The 14,407-nt window shown below is 62.6% G+C and carries 12 protein-coding genes; 7 read left to right on the top strand and 5 right to left on the bottom strand.

The features are described 5' to 3' along the window. The 7 genes from bamA to OXH56_01620 form a co-directional block, all read left to right on the top strand. Positions 1 to 2,185: outer membrane protein assembly factor BamA (gene bamA / locus OXH56_01650; protein ID MCY3554003.1), on the top strand; the 2,185-nt coding region annotated here is incomplete at its 5' end. 67 nt (positions 2,186 to 2,252) lie between these two features. Then, positions 2,253 to 2,774: an OmpH family outer membrane protein gene (locus OXH56_01645; protein ID MCY3554002.1), complete on the top strand. Its 522-nt coding sequence runs from the start codon at positions 2,253 to 2,255 to the stop codon at positions 2,772 to 2,774. Positions 2,775 to 2,780: 6 nt separating this feature from the next. Continuing rightward, the gene (gene lpxD / locus OXH56_01640; protein MCY3554001.1) at positions 2,781 to 3,818 is read left to right on the top strand and encodes a UDP-3-O-(3-hydroxymyristoyl)glucosamine N-acyltransferase; all 1,038 of its coding nucleotides are present in this window, start codon (positions 2,781 to 2,783) and stop codon (positions 3,816 to 3,818) included. 27 nt (positions 3,819 to 3,845) lie between these two features. Next, positions 3,846 to 5,396 (top strand): bifunctional UDP-3-O-[3-hydroxymyristoyl] N-acetylglucosamine deacetylase/3-hydroxyacyl-ACP dehydratase, encoded by a 1,551-nt coding sequence (locus tag OXH56_01635; protein ID MCY3554000.1) that lies wholly within the window; start codon positions 3,846 to 3,848, stop codon positions 5,394 to 5,396. Then, on the top strand, positions 5,393 to 6,205 hold the full coding sequence (gene lpxA / locus OXH56_01630; GenBank protein MCY3553999.1) for an acyl-ACP--UDP-N-acetylglucosamine O-acyltransferase: 813 nt from the start codon (positions 5,393 to 5,395) through the stop codon (positions 6,203 to 6,205). The genes OXH56_01635 and lpxA overlap by 4 nt, the downstream gene beginning before the upstream one ends. An 81-nt stretch (positions 6,206 to 6,286) precedes the next feature. After that, entirely contained in the window at positions 6,287 to 8,086 is a 1,800-nt protein-coding gene (locus tag OXH56_01625) for a hypothetical protein (protein MCY3553998.1), read from the top strand. Between the two features lie 10 nt (positions 8,087 to 8,096). Continuing rightward, the gene (locus tag OXH56_01620; GenBank protein MCY3553997.1) at positions 8,097 to 9,452 is read left to right on the top strand and encodes an amidohydrolase; all 1,356 of its coding nucleotides are present in this window, start codon (positions 8,097 to 8,099) and stop codon (positions 9,450 to 9,452) included. Positions 9,453 to 9,477: 25 nt separating this feature from the next. On the opposite strand, the gene OXH56_01615 is transcribed toward OXH56_01620, so the two are convergent. From OXH56_01615 to OXH56_01595, 5 genes are all read right to left on the bottom strand, one after another. Beyond that, on the bottom strand, positions 9,478 to 9,984 hold the full coding sequence (locus OXH56_01615) for a hypothetical protein (protein ID MCY3553996.1): 507 nt from the start codon (positions 9,982 to 9,984) through the stop codon (positions 9,478 to 9,480). Between the two features lie 101 nt (positions 9,985 to 10,085). Further along, positions 10,086 to 11,018 carry a DMT family transporter gene (locus OXH56_01610; GenBank protein ID MCY3553995.1) on the bottom strand — a complete coding sequence of 311 codons (933 nt, stop codon included), beginning with the start codon at positions 11,016 to 11,018 and terminating at the stop codon, positions 10,086 to 10,088. Positions 11,019 to 11,064: 46 nt separating this feature from the next. After that, positions 11,065 to 12,522: a M81 family metallopeptidase gene (locus tag OXH56_01605; GenBank protein MCY3553994.1), complete on the bottom strand. Its 1,458-nt coding sequence runs from the start codon at positions 12,520 to 12,522 to the stop codon at positions 11,065 to 11,067. A gap of 20 nt (positions 12,523 to 12,542) precedes the next feature. Beyond that, positions 12,543 to 14,177 (bottom strand): thiamine pyrophosphate-requiring protein, encoded by a 1,635-nt coding sequence (locus tag OXH56_01600; protein ID MCY3553993.1) that lies wholly within the window; start codon positions 14,175 to 14,177, stop codon positions 12,543 to 12,545. Between the two features lie 10 nt (positions 14,178 to 14,187). Then, the coding region (locus OXH56_01595) for a hypothetical protein (GenBank protein MCY3553992.1) at positions 14,188 to 14,407 on the bottom strand (220 nt) is incomplete at its 5' end.

Raw genomic sequence — 14,407 nt, 5'->3', positions numbered from 1 at the left:
GCAGCTGTACCGGCTGGGTTTGTTCGAGGACATTCGCATCTACGTCGGCGGAGGCGCGACGGGCCTGATCGTAACCGTAAATGTCAAGGAATACCCGTTGCTGGACCGCCTGGAGTTCGAGGGAAACGACAAGATCAAGGACGACGAACTCGAACGCATTTCGGGTATTTTCCAGGGCCAGGCTGTGTCCCCCTTCCGCAGAAAGAGCGTCGAGGACAACATCACCAGCGCCTATTACGAAAAGGGGTACCTGCTTGCCACGATGGATACGCGCCTCCTCGTGGAAAGAAACAACGCGATTTTGCGGATCGAAATCGATGAAGGCGAAAAGGTGGGGCTGGGCGAAATCTTTATCGAAAACAACGTGTCCGTACCGGAAAAGCAGTTGCAGAAGGCTTTTCGCAAGAAAGCGGACACGGAGGAAGAACATTTCTGGAAAGAGGGCGACCTGCGCCGGGAACGCCTGCTGGACCAGTTCGAGAAACTCGTCCAGGAATACCGCAAGCATGGATTCCGGGACGCGGAAGTCGTGAGCGACACACTCTGGTTCAGTGAAGACAGGAAGCGGATGTACATCAAGGTCAATGTCAACGAGGGAAGACGGTATTACCTCGGGGACGTGGCCTTCGAGGGGAACACGAAATTCACCGGTGAACAGCTGTCCAGTCTCATCAAGATCGACGCGGGCGAGCCTTTCAACGAAGAAGAATACCAGGAAAGCGTGTCGACCATCTACGAAGCCTATGGCGAGCTGGGTTATCTGTACGCCACGCCCATCGCCCGGGAATCGGCGGCCGACGACTCCACGATCGATCTGCGCTTCGCGGTCAACGAGGGCGAACCGGCAAAGGTGCACCGGATCAACATCGTCGGCAATACCAAGACGAAGGACAAGGTCATACGGCGCGAACTGCTGATCAAGCCGGGACAGTTCTTCCGCCGCTCGGTGCTGATGAGAAGCCAGCGGGACGTTTTCCAGCTGAATTACTTCCAGGATGTGCAGCCCGGCCTGCAACCCCGTCCAAACGGAGACGTGGACATCACCTTCACCGTCCTGGAGAAACCGACGGGCACGGCGAATGCCGGCGCCGGCTACAGCGGGCTCGACGGGCTCGTGGGCACCATATCCATGATCATTCCGAATTTTCTGGGCAATGGACAGAACGTGAATTTCAACTGGGAGTTCGGCGCCCGACGCAATTCCATTTCAACGAGTTTCGTCGAACCCTGGCTCTTCGATACACCGACTAGCGCCGGCATCGACATCTATCGTACGAACCGGCGATGGTACAGGGAATTCAATGTCATACAGAAAGGCTTCGGGCTGTCCCTGGGGCGCCGCTTCCGCGGTACATACTGGCGCATCAACGGGGCCTATCGGTTTTACGACCAGAGTTACACCGGATTCGGCGACCGATACTATGCGGCGGCGCTCGAAGATCCAACCCTGGCGGAATCGCAGATCTCGGCCATTAACGAGAATATCCGTCGAAGAGAATCCTACGAATCCAACAGCGGACTGACCAGCCAGGTCTCCTTCTCCGTGACCCGCGACAGCCGCGATTTCCCCCAGTTTGCCACGAGCGGCATGCGCCATACGTCACGCAGTGCTGTGGCCGGCGTCGGTGGTGATGTGAAGTTCCTCAAGCAGACCCTCGAATCCGATTTCTATGTTCCGCTGTTCAAAGGCACGTCCATATCCCTCAGGGGGAGGTATGCCCTGGCCGTAAACCCCTTCAACGATCGGGAGGTCCCGTTTTTCGAACGGTTCTTTCCGGGTGGGGTCAGTTTCGACGGCTTGATCCGGGGGTACGGCAACAACTCCGTCGGTCCCTATACCGAACTGGGGGACGGTACCAGCAGCCGGGACGGAGGTCGGGCGATGAGCATCATCACGCTGGAGTACCAGGTCCCGATCGTCGACCAGCTCAGCTCTCAACAGCCGGTCTATGCCGTTGCGTTCGCCGAGGCCGGCAATGCATGGGCGAAGCTCGAGGACGCCACGCCGCTGCCGGGCAACATGAAAAAATCGGTGGGCGTTGGCATTCGGATTATCATGCCCCTGGTGGGGCTGCTGGGATTCGACGTCGGATACGGATTCGACCGGCCCTCGGATCCGATCCAGGCCCTTCAGAAAAAGCGAAGCGGCTGGCATACGCACTTTCAGCTCGGACAGATGTTCTGACAGGCTGGTCCAGGTTACCGGATTGATCCGGCATTCGAGGAGGATATCAATGGTTTCACGGAGAGGAATGATTCGCACAGTGGTCGTGGTCGCCATGCTGGCAGCCGCCATGCAGCTGCCTGTTACTGTCGAGGGGCAGGAACTCAAAATAGGCTATCTCGACATGGATCGTCTGCGCCAGTCGTACCAGGGATTCAAGGATGCCGAGGAGGCATTCCAGAAGCAGGTGACGGCTATGCAGGAACAGGTCCAGAGCAGGCAGCAGGAGGTCGAGATGCTGAAGCAGCAGTATGAAGCCCGCAAGACCATGTTGACCGCGGCTCGGCGGCAGCAGGACGAGCAGAATATCATGCAGAAGGAACAGGAGCTCATGCAGTTCGCCCAGTCCCAACAAATGCAGCTTGCGCAACAGGAAGTGGAATTGACCAGGCCGTTGCAGGAATCCATTTTCAACGTGGTGCAGACCCTGGCCAAGGCGGAGAATTACACCTATATCTTCGATGCCGGGTCGCTCATATACGTGGATCCGCTTAGAGCGCAGGACCTCACGGGGCAGGTCCTGGAGGAACTGCAGAAGGAAGCCAACTAGCCACTCATGCGACAGAAGCTGGAAGATATCGCGACGCAGATACAAGGCGAACTCATCGGCGACGGCTCATGCATCATCGAAAGCGTTGCGCCGCTGGACGAGGCCGGCAAGGGTTCGATCTCCGTCCTGATCAACGCCCGGCATAGCCGGCGACTGGAGTCGACGGAGGCCGCGGCGGTCATCGTCTCCCGGGAAATCGATCACGCGCCGGTCCCCATCATCCGCGTGGCCTCACCCGAGCTCGCCCTGGTCACCCTGCTGACGACCTATTTCGCCGGACACCGTCCCGCCGTAACCGGGATCCATCCGACGGCCAGGATCGATCCCGCCGCGGAAGTGGATGAAGAAGCGGTCATCGGACCCCATGTGTCGATCGGTCCGCACACCTTGGTGGGGCGGAGCGCCTGCATCGGATCGAACGTGTCGATCGGCGCCCACTGCCGGGTCGGCGCGGGCACGTGGATCTTCGCCAACGCGACGCTCTACGACCGGGTTTCCCTGGGAGAAGGCGTGATCGTTCACGGCGGTGTCGTGATCGGCAGCGATGGTTTCGGATATTTCCAGGGCAGCGGAGGCGCCAGAAAGATCCCGCAGGTCGGCGGCGTGGAGATCGGCGACGAGGTGGAGATCGGCGCGAATTCGACGATTGACCGCGCGACCATGGGCATGACCCGCATCGGCCGCGGCACGAAGATCGACAACCTGGTACAGATCGGCCATAACGTCGTAATAGGCGATCACGTCACCATATGCGCCCAGGTGGGCATCGCGGGGAGCACGGTGGTTGAATCGGGGACCCTCATCGGCGGGCAGGCCGGACTCTCGGATCACATCCACGTCGGCGCCGGATCCAGGATCGGCGGGCAAGCGGGCGTGACCAAGTCAATACCCGCAGGATCGACCGTTTCGGGATATCCCGCCCGTCCGCACAACCAGGCCAGGAGAATCGAGGCGGCCATCAAGCGCCTGCCGGACCTGCTGAACCAGGTCCAGACCTTGGAGGCGCAGATCAAGGCGCTCGAAAGCGGCGAGGAAGTCGAGTAATTCAACGAAGGAAGCGAGTAGCGGCCCATGCGCAAACGCCAGCGTACGATTAAATCCCCGGCGTCCATCAAGGGAATCGGCCTGCATACCGGAGGACGGGCAACGATAACGTTCAAGCCCGGTACCGTGAACGGCGGGATCCGCTTCGTCCGCGTCGACCATCCCGACAGGCTGGAGATCCCGGCCGACATAGACTACGTGATCGATACGACCCGGGGAACGAACCTGGCGCGGGACGGCGTCCGGATCCACACCGTGGAGCACGTCCTGGCCGCCGTTGCGGGCCTGGGACTGGATAATATCCGGATCGAACTGGACGGGGACGAGCCGCCGATCTGCGACGGCAGCGCCATACCCTTCGTGAACGCGTTGATCGAAGCGGGCATCGTCGAACAGGACGCCCCCAGGGAATACCTGGAACTGGACAACCCCGTGCTGTATTCGGAGCGGGAGAACGGCCTGCTGAAGGAACTCGTCGTCATGCCTTCCGACGATTTCCATCTCACCTACATGGTCGACTACCAGAAATCCAACCTGGCCAGCCAGCACACTGTACTCTATTCCCTGGAGGACGAGTTCGTCACCGAGTTCGCCCCGGCACGGACGTGGACCTTCCTGAGTGACGTGAAGGCCCTGCGCGAACGGGGACTGATCAAGGGGGGCAGCCTGGAAAGCGCGGTAGTCATCGCGGACATGGACCTGTCCGACGAGGAACTGGACGAATTGAAGGATCTGTTCGGCGTGGAGGACAGGGTGGTGATCGGTGAGAACGGGATCGTGGGCACCCAGCCGCTGCGGTTCGACAACGAACCCTGCCGGCACAAGGCCCTCGACCTGATCGGCGATCTGGCCCTGCTCGGTGCGCCGCTCAGGGCGCAGGTATTCGGCGCGCGGTCCTCCCATGCCGCCAACGTGGAACTTGTGCGAAGGATCCGCGGCGCTTGCGTGAAGAAGAAGCAGGAAACCGGGACCGCCGATCCGTCTGCATCTGCTGCGCCCGCGCCTGCTCAGCCCGTGCCTGCTCCGACAGCATCGGCTGCACCTGCACCTGCACCCGAAGCGGTCCTCGACATCGAGGACATACTGCGCATCCTCCCCCACCGGTATCCCTTTCTGCTCATCGACCGGGTGATCCACATGGAACCGGGAAAGCGGGTGACTGCGCTGAAGAACGTGACCATCAACGAGCCTTTCTTCGCGGGCCACTTCCCCGGCCATCCGGTCATGCCGGGCGTCCTGATCGTCGAGGCCATGGCGCAGGCGGGCGGCCTGCTGCTGCTCAACACCATCGATGAGCCTAGAAGCAAGATGGCCTACTTCATGGGCATCGACCATGCACGTTTTCGAAGACTGGTTAAGCCTGGCGACCAGATCCGCTTCGAGCTGGAGACGGTCCGGATGCGCATGCACGCCTGCAAGATGGAAGGCAAGGCTTACGTAAACGATGAACTGGTCGCCGAAGCCACCCTCATGGCCATGATCACGGACCGGGTGGGCCAGGCGGACCAGGCAGACCGGGCAGACCGGGCGGACCAGGCGGACCAGGCGGACCAGGCGGACCAGGAGACCCCACAGTGACGGACATAACGGCCGAAGTCCAGATACATCCCACGGCTATCGTGCATCCCGACGCGGAACTGGGCGCCGGGTGCAGTATCGGTCCCTACGCAATCGTGGAACCCAACGTGACGATAGGGGCGGGGACCCAGATCGCATCCAGCGCGATGATCGGCGCTCATACCCGAATCGGCGCCGAATGCAGGGTCTATCACGGGGCCGTCGTCGGGTCGATCCCCCAGGATCAGAAATTCATCGGCGAACAGTCCATCCTGGAGATCGGAGACCGGACTTCCATCCGGGAGTTCACCACGCTGAATCGCGGGACGAGCGCGCTGGGAAAGACGGTGATCGGAAGCGATACCCTGGTCATGGCCTATGTGCACGTCGCCCACGACTGCGTGATCGGCAACCGGGTGATCCTCGCCAACGGCACGCAGCTGGGCGGCCACGTGGAAATCGAGGACTTCGCTATCACCGGTGGACTCGTCGCCGTCCATCAGTTCGTCCGGATCGGCCGCAACGCCTTCATCAGCGGGGGCGGCATGGTGACCAAGGACATCTGTCCGTACTTCAAGTATGGCCACGATCCGCTCAAGCCCGTTTCACTCAACACCATCGGCCTGAAGCGCTGCGGGTTCTCCGACGAAGCCATCCGCACGCTCAAGCAGGCCTACCGCCTGCTCCACCGGTCCTCGCTCAATATATCCCAGGCGGTGGAAGCGGTGACGGCCGAGGTGGAACATACCGACGAAGTCAAGTACCTGCTCGCGTTTATCGAGGAAAGCGCCCGGCGGAGCAAGCGATACGGCCGCGGCCTGACTTCCTGATCAACCAGTAAACCAGCAGCAGCGTTAACGCGGAATCCGCACCGCTCATCCTTCCCGTATTCAATAGAAAGGACCTGTACCATGTCGTCCGTCTCAACAGGGGGACGCCCCGAGCCGGTTGGGCGAACCGTTCGGAACGCACGGAACCTGCGCATCGCGACGCCCATGCCACCCCCTTCGTGGGCCTTGCTGGAACACGCCCTGATCCGGCAGCAGGAAGAGGCCGTGGAAGCCTTTTACGATCAGTATTTCGACGAACGCGGGTACCTGCTTTGCGTGCCCCGCTGGGGCGGTGACGACGGACCGGACGATGCCGCGGAGAACTTCGCGAACTGGCCGGAGCTCTATGCGATCGGCGCTTCCAAACGTGTATACGACCTGTACAGGAAAGCGTGGGACGGCCATCTGCTGCAGTACACGGAAGCGAAGACCACCGAGGTCGAATTCGCCCGGGACGGCATGTATTTCAAGGAATTCCCCACGATGTTCGATTGGATGCACAACGGCGAGGGCTTTACGGCCTTCTTCCTCGAAGGACTATGCGATCCCCGCGACAAGAAGTTCGTGGACCGTACCCGGCGTTTCTGCGGCTTCTACATGGGTGACGATCCCATCGCCGACAACTGGATCCCCGAGCACCGCGTGATCAAGAGCATGTTCAACGGCAGCCGCGGGTCCATGCTGCGCAAGGCCACGGGGCTCGACTGGGCCGGCGACTCCATCGAGGTCGAGGGCCGTTTCAGACTGGGGCACGGGGAACGGAACTACGAGGAGATGGTGGCCCACTTCAAGGACTACAACGATGTGGCCGGCGATCACCCGCTGAATATGGGCGTGACCACGATGACGATGAACGCCTACATGATCGACGGTGATGAGAGGTACTTCGATTGGACGAAGGAATACCTCGACGCCTGGGTGGAGCGCACCGCGAAGAACAACGGGATCATCCCCTCCAATATCGGACTGGACGGGAGCATCGGCGGGGAGTGCGGCGGAAGATGGTACGGCGGGGCGTACGGATGGGGATTCTCGACTATCGTGCCCCAGACCGGCGAGACAGCGCACCGGCCCTACTTCCTGATCCGGGCCCACTGGAGTTTCGGCAACGGGCTGTTGCTGACCGGCGACCAGAAATACGTCGATACCTGGCGCGGCGTCATCGACGGCGTAAACGCGCACAGCAAGGTGGAGGACGGCCGGACGCTCTATCCCCGCATGCACGGGGACGACGGCTGGTACGACTACCGCCCCGAACCCTTCGACGTGGGCGCGGAGGAAGTCTACTACTGGTCCATGGACCGCCGCGATCTCGAACGGGTGCCCATGGAGGGCTGGATCGCCTTCCTGGAGGGCCAGAACCCGGACTATCCGGAAGAGGCGCTGCTGGAGGACATCTCCACCGTTCGTTCGAAGATGGAAAGGATGCGGAACGACAAGTCCACGCCGGATACGCGATTATCGGACGACATGAACGGCACGAATCCCGCGGCGGTGGACGCCCTGATCCGGCTCATGCTCGGCGGCATGCCCACCGGGCACCTGGGCCATCCCCTGCACTGCCGGTTCAGGTACTTCGATCCCGCGAGAATGCGTCCCGGGATGCCGGAAGACGTCGGTGCGCTCGTGGAAGAACTTCAAGACGACAGCGCGGTGGTCACGCTGGTCAATACCAACCAGGTCTCCTCCCGTACCGTGACCGTCCAGGGCGGCGCTTACGGGGAGCATCAGATCCTGGAAGTATGCGACGATAGCGGTTCGACAGCCGTCGACGGTGCCAGCTTCACGGTGACGCTCGAACCCGGCTGCGGCAGCAGGCTGCGCGTGGCCATGGACCGCTACGCCAACCGGCCGTCCTTCGACTTCCCCTGGGAGAGGTAGGAGAGAAGTTATGCAGATAAGACTGGCGTGGGCGCTGCTCATCCCGGGCATGTTGTTTATCACGAACACGCCCAGGGACGCGGTTGCCCAGCAGGATATCGTGGCTGTCCAACAGGATATCGTGGCCGCCGTCCAGGATAACGTGGCCGCCCTGGTGGCAAAGCACCGAGGGGAAGCCATCCGCATGCGGGAGCACATCCACCGGAACCCGGAATTGAGCAATCGGGAGTTCAAGACGGCGGCGCTGGTGGCGGATCATCTTACCGCGCTCGGTATAGAGATCAAGACCGGCGTCGCCCATACCGGCGTGGTGGGCGTGCTCAAAGGCGGCCGACCGGGTCCGGTGGTGGCCATACGGGCCGACATGGACGCGCTGCCCGTGACGGAGGAAACGGAACTGCCTTTCCGGTCGACCGTGCGGACGACCTACCTGGGCCAGGAAGTGGGCGTCATGCACGCCTGCGGTCATGACGTGCACACCGCCGTACAACTGGGCGTCGCTTCCGTGCTGGCCGACATGAAGGACGACCTGACCGGCACCGTCAAGTTCATCTTTCAGCCGGCGGAAGAAGGAGCGCCGCCCGGTGAAGAGGGCGGAGCGGACCTGATGGTGCGTGAGAAGGTCCTTGAAGACCCCGCGCCCGAGGCGATTTTCGGTCTCCACGCCCTGCCCTCCCTAGATGTGGGCACCGTCGGATACACCATCGGGCCGGCCATGGCCGCAGTCGACCATTTTATCATCAAGGTCCGGGGCAAGCAGGCCCATGGCGCCCGTCCCGAAGAGGGCATCGACCCGGTCGTCATGGCTTCCGAGATCGTGTTCGCCCTTCAGACAATCCGGTCCCGCACCCTGTCGCCCCTCGAGCCCAGCGTGGTCACGGTGGGTATCTTCCGCGGCGGCGAACGCTTCAATATCATCCCCCGGGAAGTCCATCTCGAAGGAACGGTGCGCACCTACAACCCCGTGGTCAGGGACATGGTGGAGCGCCGGATGACAACCATCCTGGAAGGCATAACCGGGGCCTATGGCGGTTCCTTCGTACTTGACTACAACCGCGGTACACCTTCCGTGATCAACGATCCGGCCCTGTCCCGGGAAATGGCCGGTTACCTGACGGGAGCGCCCGGCGTCGAGCAGGTGCTCGAACTGCCTCCGACCATGGGCGGCGAGGACTTCGCCTATTTCGCCAACGAGATTCCCGGTTTTTTCTACCGGCTGGGTACCACCAGACCCGGCCAGTTGTCGGGCGGCCTGCACACCCCGACCATGACGGCGGACAGCGAATCCGTGGGTGTGGGCATGCGCGTGATGACCCACCTGGTGCTGGAGTTCCTGAACGCCCGGGCGCCGCGGTCCGATAAGTAGCCACCCGCAGACTGAAACGTCGGTCCTAACGACGTGCCCGGTTCCGCGAAGCCTCCCGGTAAGCCCGCGTCTGGTCCAGGGCCGTGATACGGGTCGCTCCCTCGATGCGAACGTCCCCGTCCCCCGTGACGAAGTACTTGTCCACATCCCGGAAGGTGGATGAGCCGGCAAGGTTGCGCACCAGCACCTCGCCGATATCAACCACTGTGTGCAGCGCAAGCCCCCGCACCTGGTATTCCCTCCGCCATCCCTCCCAGTTCACCGCGTCCTTCCGGTCCCGGGGATCTGAAGAGATCAGGTGTTCCGCCGGAAACAGACGGGACCATCCCAGGTAGTCGATCACCCGCTCGATACGCGCCACGCTGTGGCTGGACAGAATCCCGAGTGCGAATTCGCCGGCGATGACCTCGAGATGTTCCAGCGGGAATCGTCCCGACGCATGGATCTCGTTCCGTTCGATCTGTTTGTACATGCTTTCTTTCGTATCCAGGTGGGCAAGCGTCCGTAATCCCATGACCACGAGTGGCTTCATGGTATTGGCTCCTTTTTGCCAAAAACAGTGACACTGGTCGGTACGGTCTCGGCGGGACCACCCGGTGGGTCCAGACTCGGCGGAACCGTCCGGGTAACCGGTTACCCGGACTTCATGGACCGCCGCAGGTTGCCGAATATGGACCCGATGACGACGAGAATGGCACCCGAAATGCTGATCAGATTCAGGTGCTCCGGCTGCAGCAGGCCGGGAAGGAGCGGCGCCAGGATCATCATGTCCACGACGGTGACCAGGGGCACAACCGCCAGGACCATGCTGACCCGGAATACCTCGAGATGTTTCAGTGATTCCACCAGCGTTACGAAGGCAACGAGCGAGATCACCGCTGAAACGTTGAGCAGGATCATCTGTTGGGTGTCCTGCGCCAGCAACGACTCGAATCGGACGAAGGGCAGGATCAGTATCGAACCGGCCAGGTAGATCAGGAACAGGATGACGGAGGTGGGCAGAATCTGAAGCAGTTGCTTCTGGGTGAGGGTATAGGTCGACAGCGCCAGCGCCGCGGCAGTCACCCATAAAATGCCGGGAATCATGGCGCTGTCCCCGGACCACAATTCGGACAGCTGTTCGTTGAAGAAAAGGACGATCCCTCCCGTGAGCAGCAGGAGTCCCAGGACCTGGATCAGGGTCATCCGCTCGTGGAAGAGCAACATGGCGCCCAGCAGCAGGAACAGCAGCGAGATCTGGTTGACCACCTGGGCGGCGCTGGGCGAGATGTATTGAAGGCTCTGGGGATAGAACACGTACGCGCAACTGAACCCGAGCACCGCCGCGAGGAAGACCAGCGCGTAACCGCTCTTGAGTCGCCGGACCAGCCCGAAGTGACCCTGCCGGTACACGATCAACGCCATCAACGCGGCCGCGACGACGAACCGGTACCACGTCATCGTGAAGGCGTCCAGGCTGATCAGCATGATTTTCAGGACGATGGGCAGTCCGCCCCATACGAAGATCGTGAACAGGCTGAGGATCAGCCCCAGGCCCCAGCGGCCGCTGGTGACGTGCCGGTTCATGCCTTCCCCGCGGGAGGGTCCGCAACGAGAGGGCAGCCGCGCGGCTTTATTCGTACACCTCCACTGCCGGCGTGCAGGTCATGTCCGGGTCGAGGGGGTAGATGGGGCGGGTGACATACCGATGACCAAGCGTGGGGATGTTGGGGCTCGCCGCCCCCGGCGAATCGATGGTGATGGTCCGTTCCGCCCAGTCGTCGTACCACTCGTCCGGCGTATGAGGCAGCTTCTTGATCACGACGTCGAATCGTTTCGGGTCCTGGCCGAAGGCAGGATACATCCACCGGTCGCACAGAAGCGGCCCGGAAGCCGCCAGGAAGATCGTGATATTCCGGCACTGCAGTACCGCGATAGGCACATCGTCCCGCCGGCCCAGCACTTCGACCGTGGCGGTGACTTCCACCGGGGTAAAGCGCGGGTCCCGCGTTCCGCCCAGTGGGACGGTGATGGTCCGACCAACGCCCGCCTCCATTGCGCGCGCGACCGCTGGATCGTCGCGGATGGGGAACAGCACGCTGCCCCGGTAGTCACTCCCGAGGAACCCCTTCAGGATGGTGTTGCTCGTGCCCGGCGCGCCCGAACTGGTGGCGTCGGCGGCATCGGCGAAAACGACCGTTCCCCTTGCCTTCGCGGCAATCCGGATGCCCTCCTCCACGCTGTGCAGCACGCACTGCATGTGGGACCTCATGTTCCAGAAGCTCCGGCCGATATGCAGGGCTTCCCGCTCCGCCAGTTCCCGGTTGCCGTCCGTGATCACGACGACGCGGGAGCCCTGTTCAGGGCAGTCCGTCGGTGGATGGCCCAGCATGATCCCCCCGGCGAGTACGTCGTCCCGCTCCTCCAGGCGTTCCAGGTACCGGATGAACGTGCCATGCACGCCCGTGGCGGTCTTGAGTTCGTCGCCCCGGACCATGGTGGGCGTATATACACTGGCGATCACGGGGCGGGCCCCGTCGAGTATGCGCAGCAGCACTCCGGCGGCCCGCGCACCCGTTTCGTACCAGTCGATGTGGGGATAGGTATGCAGGATGGCACAGCCGTCCATGTGGGACAGCATGCGCAGGGTGATCGTGCCGTGCATGTCGAAGGAAGCGACCACGGGCACGTGGGGCCCGACGATCCGGCGCACCTCCTGCAGGACGTAGCCTTCCGGATCCTTTTCGATTTCCGCGGCCATGGCGCCGTGCAGGTTCAGGTACACGCCGGCGGCACCGGCCTTTTCCCGTTCGATCGCGTCGAGCAACTCCGACGTGGTCCGTTCGAAGCAGGCCTGCGTGATCGTGCCGCCCGCCCCCATGGCGGCGCTGTAGGTGGGCACGATTTCCACGTCTTCCCGGACGGAAAGGGTATCGACAGCTCCACCGACCACACCGCTCAGGCCATTCTCACCACCCGGTTCCTCCAGCATCTCGCGGCCGCGCAGGATACCGAAATCTTCATACACCGTATCGTTGGGGTGGAAATCGTTGGTTTCCTGGAAGAAGGTGCCGATCAGGATTCTGGACATGGCGCTCCGGCGGTTTCCTTTCAGTACCTGGACGTGTGCTCTTCCACTCTGGTGATCGTCTCGATGACCGCCGGCCGGCCCTCGCGGTTGGCCTCGACGGCGCGACGCATCGCCGGCGCGATCTGATCGGGCGTGGTCACCTTCTCCGCGTAAGCGCCCAGGCCGGCGCCGACCGCGGAGTAATCTCCGCCCAGCCGGTTGCTCCCCCAGCGTTCCGACGCATAGGCCATGTGATGGTCGTAATGGGTCATGACCCCGTTGTTCAAGACCACCGTGATGATGGGGATCTCCGACCGCACGGCGGTTTCCACGTCCAGGCCGGCCATGCCGAAGGCGGCGTCGCCCATGACGTTGACGACCTGCTTGTCCGGGTTGGCGATCTTGGCACCGATGGCCAGCCCCAGCCCGTAACCCAGTTGCGTGGAGGCGCCCCAGCCGATGTAGCTCCTCGGCGTTACCGACTCCCAGAAGGGTGCGAGCTGCTCCCGCGGATACCCCGAATCGTGGGTGATGATCGTGCGCCTGCCGTCCACTACCCCGGCGATCTCCCGGAACACGCGGTACGGGCTCAGGGGCACCTCGTCGGAGCGGAAACGGGGTTCCCATTCGGCCAACCACGCCGCCTTGAGCCGTGCGATTTCCTCGATATCGCCCCGCTCATCGTCCCGGGGCCGCCCGTCGAGCTGACGTTTCGCTACCTCGACCATCTGCCGCAGCACCACCCCCGCGTCGCCCACCGCGCCGTAGTCGACGCGGTGCTCCTTGTTCAGGTCCCCGTGGCTGACGACGCACTGGGCGAGCGCCGCGCCCGCCGGCACATCCGATTTGAACCCTGAAGTCATGCTCGTGCCGATGCCGAAGAAGAAATCGGTCTTCTTCAGGTATTCCGCCACCATCAGGGAATGGGAGGCCGCTCCCGTGCCCAGGGACAGGGGATGGGTTTCGGGGAAGGCGCTCTTGCCGGCCAACGTGGTCATGACCGGGGTCTTCGTCCATTCGGCGAACTCGATCAGCGCATCGGTGGCCTCGGCGTACAGCACGCCCTGGCCGGCGCTGATGACCGGGCATCTGGACTTCAGCAGGGCGGTGACCAGATCCCGGACGTCCTCCGGCGCTGCGCCGCTTCTGAACGGTTTTACGGGGGTATACTCAAATGCGTCGTCAGGGATCTCCTCCTCGCCCACGTCCCCGGGGATCTCCAGCATGACCGGCCCCGGCTTGCCCTGCTTCAGCAGGCTGTACGCCCGCCCCATCATCTCTGGAATCCGTGCCGCCGAGTTGATGTTCGAGACCCACTTGGTGATGCCCCGGTAGTTTTCCACCGATTCGAAGGCCAGTTCGGCGCCCGCGCGGGACCGCGGCGGGCCGCCGGGCAGCAGCAGGACGGGCACCGAATCCGCGTAGGCCTGGGCCACGCCGCCGAAGGCGTTCTCCGCACCGGGTCCCATCTGCATCATGAAAACCCCGATGGTCTTCCCGTTCCGAATCCGGCTGAATCCATCGGCGATATTGACGCCGGCCCGTTCCTGCCGGCAGAGGATGGGACGCAGGCCCTCGATCGCGCAGGCGTCGATGAGGGGATGGTGGGGAAAACAGCTGAACCAGTCCAGCCCCTCCGCCTTCAGGATCTTCGCAATGGCTTCATTTCCGGTCATGGGTTTCCCTTTACTCCCCTTCGCGCCGAGGGGTCGAAAGCGTCCTTCCGTCGTCGTCGATCATGGGACGGTGGTAGACATAGGGCGGTTCGATCACGGCCCGCTGGGCTTCGTTGAGTTCTTTCGTCCACTCCGGCAGACCGGTTTCGTACACGCCGCCGGTGTAGTGCATGTACTTCGGGGTGTACCGGTAGAACAGCGAGCGGCGCTCTCCCTTCCCCTTCCACGGC

The organism is Gemmatimonadota bacterium (assembly GCA_026702745.1).
In the GTDB taxonomy this organism is placed as follows: Bacteria; JAAXHH01; JAAXHH01; order JAAXHH01; family JAAXHH01; genus JAAXHH01.
Note: the sequence above shows the minus strand (reverse complement) of the source record. Positions and strands in the feature narration are given on the sequence as shown.